The sequence below is a fragment of the Nonomuraea sp. WAC 01424 genome (genome assembly GCF_003947315.1).
Lineage (GTDB): Bacteria > Actinomycetota > Actinomycetes > Streptosporangiales > Streptosporangiaceae > Nonomuraea > Nonomuraea spiralis.
In genome coordinates this window covers 1-19174 of sequence record NZ_QHHZ01000035.1, presented here as the reverse complement: position 1 = coordinate 19174, position 19174 = coordinate 1, and the positions used below count along the sequence as shown (strand labels likewise).

The window sequence follows — 19174 nt, the reverse complement described above, 5'->3', positions numbered from 1 at the left end:
CAAGCCCTCCGGTACATGCGTGGAGGCAGTCACCCTCGTAGCCGCGGTTTGCCCGGCCCCAAAGTGACTGCCTCCAAGCTCAGTCCTCCGATGGGCGGACGGCAAGAGCCGCCCGCCCGGCGAATGACGTCAGGCCTTCTCGATGTCGGCCCACTGAACCTGGTTGAGCAGGTTCAGCTTGACGCCCTTGACCTTGGGGGAGTGTCCGAAGTTGCTCCGGTAGAAGTACACCGGGATGTACGGCATGTCCTTGATCAGGATGTCGTCGGCCTGCTGGTAGAGCTTGAGGCCCTCGGCAGCGTCGGCGGCCTGGTCACCCTTGGCGACGATGTCGTCGAACTCCTTGTTCTCGTAGCCGCCGTAGTTGGAGCCGGTCGAGATGGCCTGGGTGCCGAAGATCGGCGTCAGGTAGTTCTCGGCCGACGGGTAGTCGATCGACCAACCCATACGGAACAGGCCCTTGTACTTCTTGGCGTCCAGGTCGTCCAGGATGGCCTTGAAGTTCTCGAACGGCTTCGGCGTGACCTCGATGCCCAGGTTGGCGCGGAGGTTGTTGGCGACGGCCTCGATCCACTCCTTGTGGCCGCCGTCACCGTTGTAGCCGAGCTCCAGCTTGGCCGGGCCCTTGGCGTCGGCGTAGAGCTTCTTCGCCTCGGCCGGGTTGTACGTGCAGGCCGTGCAGGCGCCCTGACGGTAACCGGGGATGGCCGGGTTGATGAAGTCGTCGGCCGGGGCGCGGGTGCCCGCGAAGACCGTCTCGGTGATGGTCTTGCGGTCGATGGCCATGGAGATGGCCTTGCGCACGTCCGGGTTCTTGAACTCGGGGTTGTACTTCAGCGGGACGCCGATGTAGCCGACAGAGGCGTCGGGCTCGTCGAAGTAGCGGTCGCCGAGGACGGACTTGGCGGTCGCGATCGCCGAGGCGGGCAGCGAGTCGTCCACGTCCAGGTTCTCGGCCTGGAGGTCCTGGAAGGCGGTCTCGGCCGAGCTGTAGATCTTGAACTGCAGCTTGGTCCAGTTCTTCGGCTTGGTGCCGGGGAACTTGTCGTAGACCGTCATGTCGATGGTCTGCGCGCCGCCCTTCTTGTAGGGCTTGTCGACCTTGAAGAGGCCCTGGCCGATCGGCTGCTCGCCGTAGGCCTGGGTCACCTTTCCGTCGGCACCGAGCGCGGAGGCCGGCAGCGGGTAGAAGGCGGTGTACCCGAGCATCGTCTTGAACTGCGAGAACGGTGCGGACAGCGTGACCTCAAGGGTGCTGTCGTCGACAGCCTTGAGGCCCTTCATCTCCTTGGCCGTCGGCGTCTTGCCCTCGCCCGGGTGGACGTCGGCGAAGCCGTCGATGCGGGAGAAGAAGGCGGAGGAGCTCATGGCGTTGTCCTGGTTGGCGCCATAGTTCCAGGCCCGCGCATAGTCAGCGGCGGTGACCGGCTTGCCGTCGTGCCAGGTGTAGCCCGACTTGAGCTTGATCGTCCAGACCTTGCTGTCCTGGGTGGTGATCGACTCGGCGGCCTCTTCAACCGGCTGCTTGTTCTCGTCGTACTTGACGAGCGGCGAGAACACCGCGGCGAGGACTTCGGAGCCCTCGGTCTCGGTGGTGTTCAGCGGGTTGAGAAGCTCCTGAGGCTCACCGATCTCCATGCGGACCGGCGTTTCGCCGCCGCCCGCGGCAGTGCCGCCGTCCGAGGCACCGCCGCCACACGCGGCAACCGCGAGGGCGAGCAGCGCGGTACCGGCGACGATCTGTGCGCCCTTAGTAACACGCATGGTGATAAAAATCCTCCCTCTACAGGTGGGCGACAGCGCTGAGCTGCGGTGATGGTAAGCAGCCTGACGGGGGGTTCCTGGTATCCCCCGGATTTGGCTGACATGGTCAAACCAGCCGACGCCCTGCCAGTCGATCGCGACTATCTCTTACTACTTGCCACCAGCGAGTCTCTGGCGCGTTGCAGTTCGGTCACACGTGCGCCAAACCAGCGTCACAGACATTCTGCCCATAAGACTACAAACACCCCAGAGATGCTCAAACAGGTCAAGCTTGGACGTGAACAGCGGATGAAAAATACCCCCTACAGGACAGTGGTCGCGCCCTTCCCGCCATGGCCCGCCTCACTGGGCTACGGTTGTGCGAGTCTTGACGGCACCTTGGAACCTGGCGCCCCAAGACTCCGTCCAAGCATCTGCCGCGTCCCTCGCGGCAGGCACCCCACCGACCGGGATCCAATAGAGTCCTTGCCATGAGCCAGCCGGAATCCGCTGTCGCGGACGCCCAGGCGGGCGGCCGACGCGGGCAGGAGCCGCTGGCCAAGCTCGCCGAGAGATACGGACTTCGCCGTGCCATCGCACGGCCGAGGTTCCCTGTCTATCTGCGCCAGCTCGTGGAGCGGCGACACTTCATCCTGACGTACGCGACCTCGCGCAACGTCTCGAAGTACTCCAGCTCGGCCCTGGGCCAGCTGTGGCAGGTGCTGACCCCCCTCCTGAACGCCGCCATCTACTACGTGATGTTCGGCATCATCCTGGGCGGCAAGGGCAACATCCTGAACTACCCGGCCTTCCTGCTGACCGGGATGTTCGTCTTCACCTACACCCAGCGCACGGTCACGGCGGGCGCCAAGTCCATCTCGGGCAACCTGTCGATGATCCGCGCCCTGCACTTCCCGCGTGCCTCGTTGCCGCTGGCGTACACGATCCAGGAGCTGCAGCAGCTCGCCATCTCCATGGGCGTGCTCCTCGTGATCGTGGTGGCCACCGGCGAATGGCCCACCTGGTTCTGGCTCATGATCCCGGTGGTGCTGGCGCTCCAGACGATGTTCAACGTCGGGGCCAGCCTGGTGATCGCCCGGATGGGCGCCCAGATGCGCGACCTCAACCAGTTGCTGCCGTTCATCACCCGCACCTGGCTCTACGCCTCGGGCGTCTTCTTCTCGATCCAGGACAAGGTGGTCGGCTCGGCGAACCTGCCCCAGTGGGTGGCCGACGTGATGTACCTGAACCCGACGGCCTCCTACATCGAGTGGATGCGCGACATCCTCATCAAGACCTACCACCCGGAGAACGGGCACAACCCGCCGACGATGGTGCTGGTTTCTTGCGTATTCTGGGCAGTGTTCGCACTCGGCTTCGGCTTCTGGTACTTCTGGCGGTCCGAGGAGAGGTACGGGCGTGGCTGAACTGACGGAGGAGCTGTCACAGGTGAAGGGCGAGGAGCCCGCCGTCCCCAACAAGGACGTCAGGGTGCACCCCAACCCGGAGCCCCGGGACAAGCGTCCGCTCGACGTACCCACGGGCACCCCGACCGTCATCGTGGACGACCTGCACATCGTCTACCGCGTCTACGGGACGGCCTCCGACAACGAGAAGGGCAACGCGGTCAACGCGCTCACGCGCCTTCTGAAGCGCCAGGGCCGTCCGCAGATGAAAGAGGTCCACGCCGTCAAGGGCGTGACCTTCGTGGCCTATCACGGCGACGCCATCGGCATCGTGGGCCGCAACGGGTCGGGCAAGTCCACGCTGCTGCGTGCCATCGCCGGCCTCCTCCCGCCGCACGCGGGCGCCGTCTACACCGACGGTCAGCCCTCGTTGCTCGGCGTCAACGCCGCGCTGATGCGCGAGCTGACCGGTGAGCGCAACATCGTCCTCGGCTGCTACGCCATGGGCATGACGCCGTCGGAGGTCAGGGAGAAGTACCAGGAGATCGTCGACTTCTCCGGCATCGACGAGTTCGTCCAGCTGCCCATGTCCACCTACTCCTCCGGCATGGGCGCGCGACTGCGCTTCGCCATCTCCTCGGCCAAGACCCACGACGTGCTGCTCATCGACGAGGCCCTGGCCACGGGCGACCGCGAGTTCCGCAAGAAGAGCGAGGCCCGCATCCGGCAGATCCGCGAGTCCGCCGGCACGGTCTTCCTGGTCGCCCACGACCTCAAGGTCATCGAGGAGACCTGCAACCGGGTCATCTGGCTGCACAAGGGCAAGATCAAAATGGACGGCGACCCCAAGGAAGTCATCGCCGCCTACAACAAGGGCTGAGCCACCCGTCGATCATCTGTGCGAAACGCGGGTGACTCGCGCGCCGAAACACTCACACCGTGACTGTCGTTCCGATAGAATTCGAACGCGGATTCGAACCAATGAACGCTGACGGAGTGGGGGCGCGCGATGGGAGAGCTTTCGGCCGCGATCGACCACCTGGCCATCGAGGACGTGGCCGAGATCCCCAGGATGCAGCTCGCCGAGCAGCTGCTGGAGCTTCACTGGCAGATGGCCCGCCTGCAGGCCCAGATAGCCCGCCGCACCGGCGTCCGCCTTCCCTGAGACGTAGAGGCCAGGGACGTAAAAAGGCCGCCGGCCCCGGGCGGCCGCCGGCGGCGGGCTCGGCGCGGCGCCGCTGCCCTGCAGTAAGCGGCGGGACGCGCGGGCGAGCCCCGGGCTGGGACACATCCGCCCAGACCCGTGACGGTCCCGCCGATCGAGCGGCGGGTCCGCAACCCACGCGCGGCAGTGCCACCAGTGCGCTCGGCACCTTTGAGCACACCATCGGCCTGCCGCGTCGGTGTGACGGCGTCCCCGTCGCCATCCGGGCGTTCGTTGACGCCCGGATGATCGGGAACACACTGTCGGGAAAATCTGGCGCGCGTGAACGCGGCTGCCTCACGGCCGTCACGGCCGGTTCGCGAGCGTCGGCACCTAGGACGCCGGCGAACCGTCGTACCGGCCCTCAGCGGGCCGTGTCCGCGCGTCGGTACGGAATGTCCGGGACGCTCCCGCGCGGGTCACATCCTGAACACGTCCGGCACGCGCCGTGCTCGCGTCAGTCGCGAGCCCAAGAGCCCCGCACCGAGCTCGTCAGCGCGTCGGTGCTCCAGCCGAGGGCGGACACCATGTCGCCGTAGGAGCCGGCGGCCTTGGAGCCGTTGGACGAGACGAGACCCGCGGTGTCCGCCATAAGCGGGGTGATCTCGTCGACGGAGGCGGCCTGGGTGGTGCCCGGCAGCGCCTCGACGACCGGAGCGGCCTCGACGGGGGCGACCTGCCCGACCATCGGGCCCAGCTCGGCGCCCGAGGCGTGCGGCAGGGCCATCCTGGCGGCCCGGCCGAGCCCGCCCACCGCGGTCTCCGTGGACAGGTCACGCAGCCCCTTGGCGGCGCCCGTCATGGTCGCGGCGGTGTTCCCGGCGTTCCCGGCGTTCCCGGCGTTGCCGGCGCCCATGCCCGGCAGCAGCATGCCGCCGCCCACCTTGCCCATCGCGCCGCCGACGGAGGCGCCGACCAGGCCGCTCATCGTGTCCATGGCACCCCGCAGGGGGGCGCTCGTGCCGGTGACCTCGGTGTGGCTCGGCGGCGCGGCCTTGACCAGCGGCTGCGCCATGCGCGCGCCGCCGAGCAGCGGCAGCGACTTGGTGATGCCCTGGCCGCCGCCGCCGATCGCCATGCCGCCGAGAATGGGCGACAGCTCGGGCAGCGGGCCGCTGGAGCGGGTGACGTCCTCGGCCGCGTTCGGCGTCATCGCCAGGCTCGCGCGCCGGTTCTCGTCGGCGGTGTCGCGGGCGATGGCGTCGGCCATGGCGTCGTCCGCCTTGGGCTGGTTGCTCTTGGTCAGGCCGCCCAGGCCGCCGCCCAGGCCGCCGAGACCGCCGCCCAGGCTGCTCAGCAGGTCGCCGCCGAGCAGCCCGCCGAGCAGGCCGAGCGGGCTTCCGCTGGTGCCCCCGCCGAGACTGTCCAGCGGGACGATCTTGGCGGTGTGAGTGAATTGAACTTCTGCTTGAGCTGGCACGGCCAAAGCCGCCGCCAAGCCGAATGCTGTGACGGCAACGGCCGCCTTGACTACTCGATTCATGATTGCCTTCCCGGCTCGTGATCGATCGCTCTCGAATGCGGTGGAAATGCGAATCGATAACCCCCGAAAGCCGTGGCGTGCACGCTATGGGCACCACACGAAGCGTGCTGTCACGGCTGAGCTACGGAAGCAGTTCTATCACTCACGGTGAGCGCCCGCAGGCGGCCTGAAAGCCCATGTAGCAGGGTTTACAGCCCGGTTACCGAGTAAAGGGAGAGCGTTGAGCGGAGAGACAAAACGGGAAATACCCAGGTTTTGTTTTGGATTCTGCGCGGACCCGATCAAGATCGGATCCGCGACAGGATCGGGCGCCCACCCGGCCCGTGAACAAGTGGGCGCATTAACAAATGTCTCGCACCACGACCGCGGAATTCCGTGGTCGTGGTGCGAGAACGCGACCACTCAGTTGGGCAGCAGGGCTTCGGCCGGCTCGAACGGAAAACGCTCGGCGAACGCCGGCCGCAGATCCGTCAGCCAGACCGCGGACGGGTCGTACCGGGCGAAGAACGGCCGCCCGACCAGGTCGGGGTCGCGGGCCTGGATGAAGTGGAGCACGAAGACGCGCTCACCGGCGATCTCGGTGACGCCGTCCACGCACACCTTGCCCGGCGTGGCCGACATGGACGGCCCCCGCACCGTACGGCACAGGCCGGAGACTGTCGAGTACGCGTCCCTGAAGACCTCGTACGCGCGGGCCAGCGGGACGGCGAAGTAGTCCTGCGGCCCGGTGTCCCGCTCGACGAACATGTAGTAGGGAATCATCCCCATCCTGAGCTGCCGCCGCCACATGTGCGACCACACGGCGGGGTCGTCGTTGATCGACCGGATCAGCGGCGCCTGGGTCCTGATCGTGGCCCCGCTGCCGAGGATGCGTTCGACCGCCGACTCCACCCGCGGCGACTCCAGCTCGCGCGGATGCGTGAAGTGGGCCATGAACGACAGGTTCTTGCCTGCCTTCACCACCTCCTGGAACAGGCCGAGCGTGGCGTCGGCGTCGGGGTCGGTGGTGAAGCGCTGCGGCCAGTAGGCCAGGGCCTTCGTACCGATCCGGATTGATTCGAGCTGGTCGAGCCCGAGCAGCGGCTCGATGTAGCGCCGGATGACGGGTTCACCCATGATCATCGCGTCGCCGCCGGTGATGAGGACGCTGGTGACCTCGGGATGTTGCCGGATGTAGCCGACCATCTGGTCGATGTCGTCGGAGGCGAACTTCAGGTCCGCGTCCCCGACGAACTGCGCCCACCGGAAGCAGTAGGTGCAGTAGGCGTGACAGGTCTGGCCCTGTTTAGGGAAGAAGAGCACTGTCTCTGGATATTTATGCTGCATGCCAGGTACCGGCTCGTCGCCCATCCTCGGGACGTTGAGCTCCTTCTGGCCGGCAGGGTGCGGGTTGAGCTGTGCGCGTACGCGGTTGGCCTCCGCCTGGATCTCGCCGTTGGGGGCCTCGGCCTTGAGCAGATCGGCCAGCCTGGCCACGTCCGCGGCGGGAAGCATGTCCTCCTGGGGGAAGACGAGGCGGTAGATGGGATCGTCGGGCGCCGCCGACCAATCTATGAGTTCATCCACGACGTAGGCGTTCGTCCGGAAGGGCAGCACCGTGGCCACGGCGCGGACCTTCAGCCGCTCCTCGTCGTCCAGCCCCGCACGCCGCAGGAGCTCGTCGAGGTGCTTGGACGTGTACGCCTTGAAGCGTCGGGTACCTGCCTGGTTCAAGATCACTAGGCCTTTCCCATCTTTTTTGTTCGATCGCGTGTAAACCTCACGACCCTGTCGCGCGTCTACGGTTCTTATTATCCGGACGCGGCACGCCGCGTCCCCGGTTCCGCTGGGCTCCAAGTTTCCTTTCAGCTAGGACACTCGCGACATATCGCGATCCGGCATAGACTGACTTGTCGTGACCGAGGATTCCGACCTGCGCGCCTCCGACGCCGACCGCGACCGCATCGCCGCCCTCCTTGGCGACGCGCTCGCCACCGGAAGACTGACCAGCGTCGAGCACGCCGACCGCCTAGAGGTCGCCTACACGGCGAAGACGATCGGCGAACTCGTCCCCCTCACCCGGGACCTGCCCCAGGTGTCCACCCCGTCCGCCCTGCCCGAGGCCATCGAGCACCAGGTGATCAGCTCGAAGTTCAGCAAGATCGTCCGTAAGGGGCGGTGGGTGGCGTCCCGGCGTACCAAGTTGTCGGCCCGCTTCGGCGCCCTCATCATCGACCTGTCCGACGCCGTGCTCCCCGGCCGGGAGATCACGATCGAGACCGACGCCAGGTTCAGCAAGATGATCGTCCGGGTGCCGGACAACGCCCACGTGATCGACGAGGGCAGCTCCATCTTCGGCAAGCGGAACGTGAGCGGCGGCTCGGCCGGCGACGGGCCGCTGATCCGGGTGACCGGCTCGTCGAAGTTCTCCAAGGTCATCGTGACCCGCGGCATGGACGACTGGAATCTCCACTGACACGAGGCCGCACGCCCGCCCGTGAATGGAACCGGCCCCTCGGGGAACCAGGGAGGTCTACCCGCCGGTCGACCTGACAACCGCCCTGCCTACGATGCGGACATACACGAGCCCGCGTACCGGCCCGGCCGGGCGAGGGCGGGCTCGCTTGCCCACGAGGTGACCATTGTCCGACAGCAGGCCCATCGCGCTCGATGCCATGGGAGGCGACCACGCCCCCCACGAGATCGTGGCCGGCGCGGTCCACGCCGTACGGGAGCGCCGGCTCCCCGTCGTACTGGTCGGCTCCCCCCGCATCCTGTACGAGGCCCTGGCCGACCACGACGCCACCAAAGAGGTCCCCATCGTCCGGGCGGAAGAGGCCCTCGCCATGGACGAAGGCGCCCTGGCCAGCCTGCGCCGCCCGAGGTCCAGCATCGCCATCGCCTGCCACCTCGTCCGCCGCGGCGACGCCTCGGCCGTGGTGTCGGCCGGCTCCACCGCGGGCATCGTCGCCACCGGCCGGCTCCGGCTCAAGGCCCAGCAGGGCGTCCTGCGGCCCGCCATCGCCGTGGCGCTCCCGACGCTCCCCACCCCCACCCTGCTCGTCGACGCCGGTGCCAACGCCGAGGTCAAACCCGAGATGCTGGTGCAGTTCGCCCACCTCGGCGCCGTGGCCGCCGAGCTGGCCTACGACATCCCCGAGCCCCGGATCGGCCTGCTCACCATCGGCAGCGAGGCGGAGAAGGGCAACAAACTGGTCAAACGCGCCCACGAACTGCTCCAGACCTCCCCCGGCATCCACTTCACGGGCAACGTCGAAGGCCACGACCTCCTCACCGGCAAGGTCGACGTCGTCACCACCGACGGCTTCACCGGCAACGTGGCGCTGAAGACCATGGAAGGCGCCGTCCGGTACGCGTTCGGCGAACTGGCCGAGACCATCGGCGAGAGCAGGCTGGCCAAGTTCGGCGCCCTCATGCAGCGCGGCCGCCTCCGCGAGCTGCGCAGACGCCTGGACGCCGAGGCCCACGGCGGCGCGGTGCTGCTCGGGCTGAACGGGACGGTCGTGATCGCCCACGGCTCCTCCAAGGCCCCGGCGATCAGCGCCGCCTGTCAGGTCGCCGCCGACCTCTCCGCGGGCGGCATCGTGTCCAGGATCGGCGACAGGGTCGCCGCCACGCATCGCTCACACAGACTCTGGTGACGCCGTAGTGTGTGAGACCGATCCACAGGAACGGGGGGAATGTGGACGGCCTCACCTCAGCACAGGTCGCGGAGGCGAAGACCAACGAGGTGCCGCGGCGGTCGAGCAGATCGCTCAGCGCGATCATCAGGGCGAATGTGTTCACCCTGTTCAACCTGGTCATCGGCGTGCTCTGGGCGCTGATCCTGATCTTCGGCGAGTGGCAGGACGGCCTGTTCGGGCTGGTCATCGTGGCCAACGCGCTGATCGGCATCGTCCAGGAGCTGCGCGCCAAGCGCACCCTCGACAAGCTGGCCGTGATCAACGAGGCCCCGGTCCGGGTCCGCCGCGACGGCAAGGACCAGCAGGTCGAGCCGCGCCGGGTCGTCCTCGGCGACCTGGTCCTGCCCGGCGCCGGCGACCGCCTGCTCGTCGACGGCGAGGTCGTCGCCTCCGACGGCCTGGAGGTCGACGAGTCCCTGCTGACCGGCGAGGCCGACCCCGTGCACAAGAAGCCCGGCGACCAGGTGTTGTCGGGCAGCTTCGCGGTGGCCGGCTCGGGCGCGTACGTCGCCACCCGCGTCGGCACCGACGCCTACGCCGTACGCCTGGCGGAGGAGGCCAGCACGTTCCACCTCGCCCACTCCGAGCTGCGCGAGGGCGTCGCCAACTTCATCAAGTACATCACCTGGCTGGTCATCCCGATCGGCGCCCTGCTGATCTACAGCCAGCTGCACAACTCCGCCGACTTCGGCACCGCCATCACCGGCGCGGTCGCGGGCATCGTCACCATGATCCCCGAGGGCCTGGTGCTGATGACCTCGATCGCGTTCGCCGTCGGCGTCATCCGGCTCGGCCGGCGCAAGTGCCTGGTCCAGGAGTTGCCCGCGATCGAGGGCCTGGCCAGGGTCGACGTACTCTGCCTGGACAAGACCGGCACCCTCACCGCCGGCGGCATGGACCTCGACGAGGTGCTCCCGCTCCGCGACGGCCAGCCGGTCGAGTCCGCCCTGACCGCGCTCGCCCACCTCGACGCCCGCCCCAACGCCACCGCCCTCGCCATCCAGGCCCGCTACCCCGCCCCCTCCGACGGCTGGTCGGCGGCCTCGGCCGTGCCCTTCTCCTCGGCCCGCAAGTGGAGCGGCGCCGACTTCGGCGCCCACGGCGCCTGGCTGCTGGGCGCCCCCGACGTGCTGCTGCACGACGGCGAGGGCTACGACAAGGCCGCCGAGCTGGGCCTCACCGGCACCCGCGTCCTCGTCCTGTGCCGTACGCACGACCTGCGCGCGGCCGAGAACGGCGGCGCCGTCGAGCCCGTCGCGCTGGTCACCCTCAAGCAGAAGATCAGGCCCGACGCCCTCAAGACCCTCGGCTACTTCGCCAAGCAGGGCGTGACGGTCAAGGTGATCTCCGGCGACAACCCGGAGGCGGTCTCCGCCATCGCCATGAGCCTGAAGATCCCCGACGGCGACCGTTCCGTCGACGCCCGCACCCTCCCCCAGGACGACCCGGTCAAGCTCGGCGAACTGCTCGACTCCCACACCGTGTTCGGCCGGGTCAGCCCGCAGCAGAAGCGGCAGTTCGTCGGCGCGCTCCAGGCCCGCGGGCACACCGTGGCCATGACCGGCGACGGCGTCAACGACGTCCTCGCGCTCAAGGACGCCGACCTCGGCATCGCCATGGGCGCTGGCAGCCCGGCCACCAAGGCGGTGGCGCAGGTGGTGCTGCTGGACAACAAGTTCGCCACGCTCCCCCACGTCGTCGGCGAGGGCCGCCGGGTGCTGGCCAACATCGAACGTGTCTCCAACCTGTTCCTCACCAAGACCTTCTACGCGATCGTGTTGTCGCTGGCCGTCGGCGTGGCCGGGGTGATGTTCCCGTTCGCGCCCCGCCACTCGACCCTCACGAACGCGCTGACCATCGGCATCCCGGCGTTCTTCCTGGCGCTCGCGCCCACGTTCGAACGGGCGCGGCCGGGGTTCGTCCGGCGGGTGCTGCGGTTCGCCGTACCGGCGGGGGTGTTGTGCGCGGGCGCGGTGCTGCTGTCGTTCTGGGCGGCCCACAGCGGCACCTCCACGCTGACCGAGGACCAGACGTCCGCGGTGATCACGCTCTTCCTCACCACGTGGTGGGTGCTCGTACTGATCACCCGGCCGCTCAACTGGTGGCGGGTGACGCTGCTGGCGTCCATGGCGGGGCTCTTCGTGCTCGCCCTCGCGCTGCCGCCCGTCAGGCACTTCTTCGCCCTCGCTCCGGGCGACATCAGCAACGACCTGACGGCCGTCGGCATCTCCGTGGTGGCTGCCGCGGCGATCAGCATCGCGGTCAAGCTCGCCGGTACCCTTAGAACATGACCGACCCGCAGATAGTGCTCACCGAGCGCGTCCAGCAGGCGCTGGCCCGCGCGTTCGGCGCAGAGCACGCCGACGCAGATCCGCTGATCCGGCCCTCACAGTTCGCCGACTTCCAGGCGAACGTCGCGATGAGCCTGGCCAAGCGCCTGCGACGGTCCCCGCGGGAGGTCGCCGAGGCGATCAAGGCGGAGCTGTCCGACTTTCCCGGCACGGTCGAGGTCAGCGGCCCCGGCTTCCTCAACATCAAGCTCGCCGACTCCTGGATCGAGTCCCAGGCCGCGGGCATGCGCGACGACAGTCGCCTCGGCGTGGGCACCATCACGCCCGCGCAGACCGTGGTGATCGACTACTCCGCGCCCAACGCGGCCAAGGAGATGCACGTCGGCCACCTGCGCACCACGATCGTCGGCGACTCGCTGGCCCGCCTGCACGAACACCTCGGCAACAAGGTGATCAGGCAGAACCACCTCGGCGACTGGGGCACCCCCTTCGGCATGCTCGTCGAGCACCTGCTCGACATCGGCGAGCCGGCCGCGGTCGCCCAGCTCGAAGCGGGCATGGGCACCGAGTTCTACCAGGCGGCGCGGGCCAAGTTCGACGCCGACGAGGGCTTCAAGCAGCGTGCCCGGGTGCGCGTGACCACGCTCCAGTCGGGCGACCCCGACACCATGCGCCTGTGGCACGTGTTCATGGACGCCACCGTCCGCTACTTCAACAAGGTCTACTCCCTGCTCGGCGTCACGCTGGCCGACGCCGACCTCGCGGGCGAGAGCATGTACAACCCCATGCTGCAGAAGACCTGCGACGACCTGGAGTCGTCCGGCGTGGCGGTCCACAGCGAGGGCGCGCTCTGCCTGTTCCCGCCCGGCTTCACCGGCTCCGACGACAAGCCCCTGCCACTCATCATCAGGAAGAGCGACGGCGGCTACGGCTACGCCTCCACCGACATGGCGGCGATCCGCTACCGCGTCCACGACCTGAAGGCCGACCGCATCCTCTACGTCGTGGGCGCCGACCAGGCCCTGCACTTCCGCATGGTCTTCGCCTCCGCGCAGATGGCCGGCTGGCTGCCCGACACGGTCTCGGCCGAGCACGTCCAGATCGGCATGATGCTGGGCAAGGACGGCCGCCGCTTCAAGACCAGGTCCGGCGAGTCCGTCAAGCTGATGGACCTCCTCCAGGAGGGCGTCGACCGGGCCTCGGCGGCCATCGCCGAGCGCGGCTACGACGAGGCCACCCGGACCGAGATCGCCCTCGCCGTCGGCATGGGCGCGGTCAAGTACGCCGATCTGTCCGTCAGCCACGACAGCGAGTACGTCTTCGACTACGACCGCATGCTCGGGTTCACCGGCAACACCGGCCCGTACATGCAGTACGCGACCGCCCGGATCCGTTCCATCTTCCGCAAGGCGGACATGGACCCGGCGGACGCGACGGCCCCGATCACCCTGGGCGACCCCGCCGAACGCGCCCTGGCCCTCCACCTGCTCGGCTTCGGCACGCTCATCGAAGAGGTCACCGCCCGCTCCGAGCCCCACCGGCTGTGCAACTTCCTCTTCGAGACGTCGAGCCTGTTCAGCACCTTCTACGAGCAGTGCCCGGTGCTCAGGAGCGACGTCGAGCCCGAGACCCGCGCCTCGCGGCTGGCCCTGTGCGCGCTCACCCTGCGCGCACTCGAAACCGGCCTCGACCTTCTGGGCGTCCCGGTCCCCGAGCGTATGTAACAGGCAGTTGGCTCAAAGTCTCCCGTTCCGTCGTGGGCGCGCCTCCACCTCGTTGGCGCGCCCTAACGGCTAGGCTTTACGCGGTCATGAACCGAGGCCGAAATGGGGGAGTTCTCTGCCTTGAGCACGGACCTGACTGCGAACCCCCAAGCAGCGACGGAGTTGCAACGCTACGCCGAGGCGCTGCTGGCGCACCTCGCCGCCAATGGCACCGCTCCTCCCGCCGCTCCGGGCTTTCGCGACATACCCGGCTACTGGCTGCCCCCTGCCGTCGAAGCGCTGGTCGCCATCCTGGCGGGCGACGACCCGCTCGAACCGCTGAGCAGGGCCGCCGGCCGCGACCAGCAGCAGACCGCGCTCTTCCTGTGCCTGGCACTCGCGGTGTCCGGGCAGGGCAGCCGCATCCACGCCTCCTGGCTCGGCACGGCCTTCGGCGAGCTGTCGCTCGACCGTCCCGTCACCCACGGGCAGCGCTCGCTCTGGCTGGCCGCCGCCCGGGGGGCCTACGGCCCGGCGGGCAAGATCTTTGTGCTGCGCAAGCTCGACGCCCTGGCCGTGCAGGAGCACGCCGACGTCGAGGAATGGGTGCAGGCGCTGGTGCCCGGCGAGCCCTCGGTCGTGGTGCCGCCGTCCCTGGCCGACTTCCCGGAGATGGCCGAGATCCCTGACCTGGCCCGTCCGGCGGTCGCGGCCGCCCGCGTGGCCCGGTTGCGCGGCCGCTGCGCGGAGATCACCTCGGCCCGGCAAGCCGAGCACGACTCCTCCGCGCCGCTCAACAACAGCTCGGCCAGCCCCGCCGCGTCCTGGGCCGAGGACGAGCCGCTGGCGGTCCTGCGCGCCCAGATCGGCCAGGCCGGCCCGGCCGGCCCGATGGCCGCGCTGATCTCCCACCTGCTCGACGACCTGCGCCCCGGTGCCGATCCCCACCTGACCGCCATCGCCCTGCACGTGGCCGCGCCCATCCTGCGCGGCCTGGCCGAAGAGCTCGAAGCCGACAGCCGGCTGACGCCACCCGCCACACTGACCATCCCGCTGCTCGGCCACCGCATCCACCTGCGTCCCGAGGGCCCCGACGAGGCATCGATCGCCACGGCCGAGAACGCCATCCTCACCGAGGGCGTCGTACCGCGCGGCCGGCCGTGGGCCGCTCTCGTGCTGATCGTGGCGGGCGTCGCGTGCCTGGCCGGAGCGGGGTTCAGCGCCTCGCTCCTGCTGGCCGCCGCCGGGGTGGCCATGCTCGGGCTGGGCGGCTGGCAGCTCTGGCAGCGTCACAAGACGATCGTCGCCGACGCCCGGTACGTGGCCGGCCAGGTCAACGAGCTGAAGGAACTGGCCGAAGGCGCCGTGTGGGCCCTGCACGCGTACGCCAGAGAAGCGGACGCACGCGCGAAACAGGCCGCTGACGATGCAGCCGAGCTCACCCGGCTGATTCGTCGCGGCCCGCGCGCTGCTTAGACCTGATCAGGTCGTCTCGATCTCCACGTGCGCCGGCGCGAGCAGGAACACGCGGTCGGCGATGCGCTCGATGCGCCCCTCGCAACCGAACGCGAGCCCGGCGGCGAAGTCGACCATCCTCGTCGCCTCGGGCATCGCCATGCCCGTGACATCCATGATCACCGTCTGCCCGTCACGGAAGTGCTGACCGATCAACGGTGCGTCGTTGTACTTGAGCGGCTGGACCATCACGATGCGTGACGCATCGACGTTCGCACGCCACCGCCGGGCAGCACGCTCCGTCGCCGGAACGTACTCGTCCTCGTAGTGCTCGTCGTCGTCATAGGCGTCGTCGTAGTGATCGACCCCGCTCAGGCCAAGGTAGTTCACCACCTTGCGCACAGCCCCCATCGGCTTGTCCTTTCCTCAGGAACTCACCGTAATCGGCACGTCCCTACACATTGGACGGTAACCGACGATTCCGCATTCGCCACGCGACACGCCCAGCCCTAATTCCATTTTGTACGGCTTGCAACCTGCTTGCATCTGGATATCCGTCCCCCCGTATAGCATCGGCCTCATGCGCCTGTTCACTGTAGACGCCTTCACCGACACAGCTTTCAAGGGTAATCCCGCAGGTGTCTGCCTGCTGGACTCTCCGGTTACTGATGGGTGGATGCAGAGCGTAGCCGCCGAGATGAACCTGTCCGAGACCGCCTTCCTGCTCGGCGATTCCCTGCGCTGGTTCACCCCTGTGGTCGAGGTCACTCTCTGCGGTCATGCCACGCTCGCGACCGCTCACGTTCTGTATTCGACCGGGGCGGCGACCGGCCCGGTCGAATTCCACACGGCGAGCGGAACGCTAACCGTGAATCGCGCCGCCGACGACCTCATCACGATGGATTTCCCGGCCAAGGAGGTGGCGCCCGCCACGCTTCCCGACGGCCTGGAGAAAGCGTTGGGAGCCGCACCCGTACGGGTCGCGAAAAGCGAGCTCGACCTGCTGGTCGAGGTCGATTCCGAGGAGACCGTACGCTCTCTGCGCCCCGACATCCCGGCCCTCTCGGCCATGGATGCCCGCGGCATCATCGTCACCGCCCTCGGCACCGGCACGGATTTTGTCTCCCGTTTCTTCGCCCCCAAAGTCGGCATTGCCGAAGATCCGGTCACGGGCTCGGCCCACTGCGCGTTGTCCCCGTACTGGTCGGCTCGCCTCGGCCGGACGACCCTGACCGGCGCGCAGCTCTCGGCGCGAGGCGGCCTGGTCCACACGCGCCTGGACGGCGACCGCGTCCACCTCGCCGGCCGCGCCGTGACGATCCTCACCGGCACACTCCTCACCACCGGGTAAAAACTTTCTTACCTTCCTTGCTTCCCTCCGTCCAGCTATCTAACCTGCAAATCGAGTTGGAGGTTAGCTACCACCACAGGCAGGAGGTTCGGCACCATGCCGCTGACCTCGACCGATGCGGTGACCGGCCGTAAGAGACCGCCTGCGACGAGCGCCCGACGGGCACGTTCACCAGACACGCCCAGGACCACGACGCCGATCCGCGCACCGCGGAGATCCGGCACGGCGACCCGAAGGCCATCCGGACCTGACCCGGCACGGGCGCGGGGCCCTGACCCCGCCCCGGCACACCGAGGAGGCCACCATGCCCGAGCTGCCCTGCGACGACGAACACGCCCCGCTCTACTCCCTCGGACAGGTCGCCGACATGCTCCAGGTCCGCCAGGCCTACCTCCGCCGCCTGGACGAACACGACGTCATCAGCCCCAGCCGCTCGTCCGGCGGGCAACGCCGCTACTCCCGCCGCGACATCAAGACCGTCCAGCATGTGACCGACCTCGCCGACCAGGGCATGACCCTGATCGCCATCCGCCGCATCCTGCAACTCGAACGCGAACTCTCCGACGTACGCCGCGAGCTGGCAGAAGTCCGCACCCGCCTCGGCGATCCCGGTTGATCGTCACCCGCAGGTCGACTAGAACTACGGCATGCTACGCGGTGACAAAGTCGCCCTACGGGCCCGCCACGAGACAGACGTCCCCATCCTGCAGACGGAGCTCTACGACGACGTCGCAACCCGCTCCCGGGCCGCCTCCCGCCCCTGGCGGCCCTTCCCACCCGGCCTGCCCACCTCGCCGTACGCCGTCGCCGAACCCACCGACAACACCGCCTGCTTCTCGGTCGTGGAACTCACCGGCCGCGAACTCGCCGGCGAAGCACTCCTCTGGGGCATCGACCCCCACAACCGAACGGCCCACCTCGGCATCTCCCTACGCCCCGCCTTCCGCGGCAAGGGCCTGGGCACCGACACCGTACGCGTGTTGTGCCACTACGGCTTCGCCGTCCGCGGACTGCACCGCCTGCAGATCGAAACCCTGGCGGACAACACCGCCATGATCAGCATCGCCACCAACGCCGGCTTCGTCCGCGAGGGCACACTGCGCAAGAACGCCTGGGTCATGGGCCACTTCACCGACGAGGTCATCCTCGGCCTCCTCTCCACCGAATGGCCCCAACCCTGACCCTGCGCCTCAATCCGTCGCGCCCCGGCACCCCGGGCACCAGTGAGACCGCCATCCGCCCCGATGTCCAGAAGCCCCCACTCCCAGCACACCCGCCAACGGCCCTCGCCGCTCGACATCGCGAGCTCGCAGGCTCCGCGATCGGCCGACACACCCGCTATCCGGGCGCCCCGAGGGCCGACATGGGCAGGCGCGGCGTGCACGCCCCACTGCCTCTTGGCTCCAACAACGACTCCGCCCCCCTCCACGGAAACCACCGAATCGCCGCAGCCATTAGCCTCGGCCTCGAATCAGTCTCGCTCACCCTGCTCAGACAGCCCCTGCTCGCGCCCAGAAGAGATGCGATGCGGCAACATCGAGACCGCATCTTGCCCGCGTTAGCCAGTGGACGCGTCCCATGGCGCATTCGGACAGCGGGCGTGCCTGCTTCCTGCCAGGCCGCCCGCATGCCCGCCCGCCTGGGGCGCGGTACTGCCGGGACCTACACCGCGCGCATCAGCAAGTGGCCGCGACGGAAGCGTTCATCCTCCAGAGGCTCGCGCAACATCCGCGCCACCTCAACGAACCCTTCCTTACGGGCCATGTCTGCCAAATCATCGATCGGCCACCGATAGGCCGGTGTGACCTTGTGGTCGAACTGCACCACCGGATCCCCCTCGGACTCGAAGAAGCCGAACAAGAGGTGCCCTCCCGACGCCAGCACTCGCCGAAACTCCGCGAAGTACGGCGGCAGTTCCGGCGGCGGGATATGGATGAGCGAGTACCAGGAAAGCAGACCGCCCAGCTCGCCGTCGCCCACGTCGAAGGCGCCCATCGAACCGACCTCGAAACGCAGGGCGGGAAAGTCCCTACGAGCGATGTCGACCAGCGCGGGAGACAGATCGATGCCGAAGGCGTCCAGCCCGAGGTCACGCAGGTGCGCCGTCATGTAACCGGGCCCGCAACCGGCCTCGACAACGGGCAGGGGTTCGCCGCCCCGGACGAGCTCGGCGAACACGGCGACGATCGCGCGATCCAGCGGGAGACGGTCGAGCGAGCCCCGCACGAAATCGGCGTAGATGTCGGCGACGGCGTCGTAGGCGTCCGCCGTCGCGGTCAGATAGGAGGAGGATTCGGCCATGGCGGACGACTGTAGCTCATCGGCCGGCAAAGGTCGTCATCGACAGACCGCCGGCGCGTCCGCCCCGCCCCGACCGCCTGGCCGCCCAATCAACGAGCATGCCCGGCAACCAGCACAACCTGGTTGAACCTCCCAGCCCGAAGGCCCTCACACGGGACAGCTGAACAGCCTCCAGATCGCGCCACCCATACCCTGGTAGCCCTTGCCCTGTACGCAAGCCCCGCAGGACATCGCCCCGGCCGCCCCTTCGACCGGCAGCCAGCTCGCAGCGGCGTAACCCCCCCACACCGGTCGCCCCTCGGGAAAGGCCAACCGCGTTCCCAACATGCCAGCGTGCACCCGCAACCCTGCCCAACAGCGCGATCTGCACGGCCGGCAACATGCCCCGGAAACGCAGAAAGGGCCCCGACCAAACGGTCGGAGCCCTTTCCCAAAGATTGTCCGGCGGTGACCTACTCTCCCACACCCTCCCGAGTGCAGTACCATCGGCGCAGAGAAGCTTAACTTCCGGGTTCGGAATGTAACCGGGTGTTTCCTTCCCGCCATAACCGCCG

General features: G+C 68.4%; 16 protein-coding genes and 1 rRNA gene. 11 read left to right on the top strand and 6 right to left on the bottom strand.

From position 1 onward, the window contains the following. Positions 1–129: 129 nt before the first annotated feature. Positions 130–1764, bottom strand: coding sequence for an ABC transporter substrate-binding protein (locus DMB42_RS51575; RefSeq protein WP_125649362.1), 1635 nt, complete (start codon positions 1762–1764; stop codon positions 130–132). A gap of 470 nt (positions 1765–2234) precedes the next feature. Between DMB42_RS51575 and DMB42_RS51570 the strand changes: the two genes are divergently transcribed. From DMB42_RS51570 to DMB42_RS53920, 3 genes are all read left to right on the top strand, one after another. After that, positions 2235–3170 (top strand): ABC transporter permease, encoded by a 936-nt coding sequence (locus DMB42_RS51570; protein ID WP_125649359.1) that lies wholly within the window; start codon positions 2235–2237, stop codon positions 3168–3170. Beyond that, complete coding sequence (locus DMB42_RS51565) at positions 3163–4029, top strand: ABC transporter ATP-binding protein (RefSeq protein WP_185845323.1); 867 nt, start codon at positions 3163–3165, stop codon at positions 4027–4029. Before DMB42_RS51570 ends, DMB42_RS51565 begins: the two co-directional genes overlap by 8 nt. A gap of 129 nt (positions 4030–4158) precedes the next feature. Beyond that, positions 4159–4314 (top strand): hypothetical protein, encoded by a 156-nt coding sequence (locus tag DMB42_RS53920; protein ID WP_185845322.1) that lies wholly within the window; start codon positions 4159–4161, stop codon positions 4312–4314. Between the two features lie 496 nt (positions 4315–4810). Here DMB42_RS53920 and DMB42_RS51560 read toward each other — a convergent pair whose 3' ends face one another. Together DMB42_RS51560 and DMB42_RS51555 are read right to left on the bottom strand one after the other, a co-directional pair. Next, positions 4811–5773, bottom strand: a complete 963-nt coding sequence (locus tag DMB42_RS51560) for a hypothetical protein (RefSeq protein ID WP_125649356.1) — start codon at positions 5771–5773, stop codon at positions 4811–4813. Positions 5774–6238: 465 nt separating this feature from the next. Further along, positions 6239–7555 carry a KamA family radical SAM protein gene (locus tag DMB42_RS51555; RefSeq protein ID WP_125649353.1) on the bottom strand — a complete coding sequence of 439 codons (1317 nt, stop codon included), beginning with the start codon at positions 7553–7555 and terminating at the stop codon, positions 6239–6241. Between the two features lie 175 nt (positions 7556–7730). Between DMB42_RS51555 and DMB42_RS51550 the strand changes: the two genes are divergently transcribed. The 5 genes from DMB42_RS51550 (at position 7731) to DMB42_RS51530 (ending at position 14989) form a co-directional block, all read left to right on the top strand. Continuing rightward, complete coding sequence (locus DMB42_RS51550; RefSeq protein ID WP_260478433.1) at positions 7731–8291, top strand: DUF1707 domain-containing protein; 561 nt, start codon at positions 7731–7733, stop codon at positions 8289–8291. Positions 8292–8457: 166 nt separating this feature from the next. Then, positions 8458–9477 carry a phosphate acyltransferase PlsX gene (plsX, locus tag DMB42_RS51545; protein ID WP_260478432.1) on the top strand — a complete coding sequence of 340 codons (1020 nt, stop codon included), beginning with the start codon at positions 8458–8460 and terminating at the stop codon, positions 9475–9477. Positions 9478–9518: 41 nt separating this feature from the next. Beyond that, on the top strand, positions 9519–11810 hold the full coding sequence (locus DMB42_RS51540; RefSeq protein WP_260478431.1) for an HAD-IC family P-type ATPase: 2292 nt from the start codon (positions 9519–9521) through the stop codon (positions 11808–11810). After that, positions 11807–13534, top strand: a complete 1728-nt coding sequence (gene argS / locus DMB42_RS51535; RefSeq protein WP_125649347.1) for an arginine--tRNA ligase — start codon at positions 11807–11809, stop codon at positions 13532–13534. The genes DMB42_RS51540 and argS overlap by 4 nt, the downstream gene beginning before the upstream one ends. Before the next feature lie 120 nt (positions 13535–13654). Continuing rightward, a complete protein-coding gene (locus DMB42_RS51530; RefSeq protein ID WP_260478430.1) occupies positions 13655–14989 on the top strand; it encodes a hypothetical protein in 1335 nt (444 codons plus the stop codon). Between the two features lie 6 nt (positions 14990–14995). Here the strand turns inward: DMB42_RS51530 and DMB42_RS51525 are convergent, their stop codons facing one another. Further along, complete coding sequence (locus DMB42_RS51525; protein WP_125649344.1) at positions 14996–15379, bottom strand: cell division protein SepF; 384 nt, start codon at positions 15377–15379, stop codon at positions 14996–14998. A gap of 169 nt (positions 15380–15548) precedes the next feature. Between DMB42_RS51525 and DMB42_RS51520 the strand changes: the two genes are divergently transcribed. From DMB42_RS51520 to DMB42_RS51510, 3 genes are all read left to right on the top strand, one after another. Further along, complete coding sequence (locus DMB42_RS51520; protein ID WP_125649341.1) at positions 15549–16319, top strand: PhzF family phenazine biosynthesis protein; 771 nt, start codon at positions 15549–15551, stop codon at positions 16317–16319. A 304-nt stretch (positions 16320–16623) separates the two neighbouring features. Next, on the top strand, positions 16624–16935 hold the full coding sequence (locus tag DMB42_RS51515) for a MerR family transcriptional regulator (protein ID WP_125649338.1): 312 nt from the start codon (positions 16624–16626) through the stop codon (positions 16933–16935). Positions 16936–16966: 31 nt separating this feature from the next. After that, a complete protein-coding gene (locus DMB42_RS51510; RefSeq protein ID WP_125649335.1) occupies positions 16967–17500 on the top strand; it encodes a GNAT family N-acetyltransferase in 534 nt (177 codons plus the stop codon). Between the two features lie 481 nt (positions 17501–17981). Here DMB42_RS51510 and DMB42_RS51505 read toward each other — a convergent pair whose 3' ends face one another. Next, positions 17982–18620, bottom strand: coding sequence for a class I SAM-dependent methyltransferase (locus DMB42_RS51505; protein WP_125649332.1), 639 nt, complete (start codon positions 18618–18620; stop codon positions 17982–17984). A gap of 439 nt (positions 18621–19059) precedes the next feature. Continuing rightward, positions 19060–19174, bottom strand: a 5S ribosomal RNA gene (gene rrf / locus DMB42_RS51500); the annotation flags it as partial.

What these genes read in the sequence shown, in the direction of transcription:
- DMB42_RS51575 (WP_125649362.1), bottom strand. Translation starts at nt 1,764, where the DNA reads ATGCGTGTTACTAAGGGCGCACAGATCGTCGCCGGTACCGCGCTGCTC.
- DMB42_RS51570 (WP_125649359.1), top strand. Translation starts at nt 2,235, where the DNA reads ATGAGCCAGCCGGAATCCGCTGTCGCGGACGCCCAGGCGGGCGGCCGA.
- DMB42_RS53920 (WP_185845322.1), top strand. Translation starts at nt 4,159, where the DNA reads ATGGGAGAGCTTTCGGCCGCGATCGACCACCTGGCCATCGAGGACGTG.
- argS (WP_125649347.1), top strand. Translation starts at nt 11,807, where the DNA reads ATGACCGACCCGCAGATAGTGCTCACCGAGCGCGTCCAGCAGGCGCTG.
- DMB42_RS51525 (WP_125649344.1), bottom strand. Translation starts at nt 15,379, where the DNA reads ATGGGGGCTGTGCGCAAGGTGGTGAACTACCTTGGCCTGAGCGGGGTC.
- DMB42_RS51520 (WP_125649341.1), top strand. Translation starts at nt 15,549, where the DNA reads ATGCGCCTGTTCACTGTAGACGCCTTCACCGACACAGCTTTCAAGGGT.
- DMB42_RS51515 (WP_125649338.1), top strand. Translation starts at nt 16,624, where the DNA reads ATGCCCGAGCTGCCCTGCGACGACGAACACGCCCCGCTCTACTCCCTC.
- DMB42_RS51510 (WP_125649335.1), top strand. Translation starts at nt 16,967, where the DNA reads ATGCTACGCGGTGACAAAGTCGCCCTACGGGCCCGCCACGAGACAGAC.
- DMB42_RS51505 (WP_125649332.1), bottom strand. Translation starts at nt 18,620, where the DNA reads ATGGCCGAATCCTCCTCCTATCTGACCGCGACGGCGGACGCCTACGAC.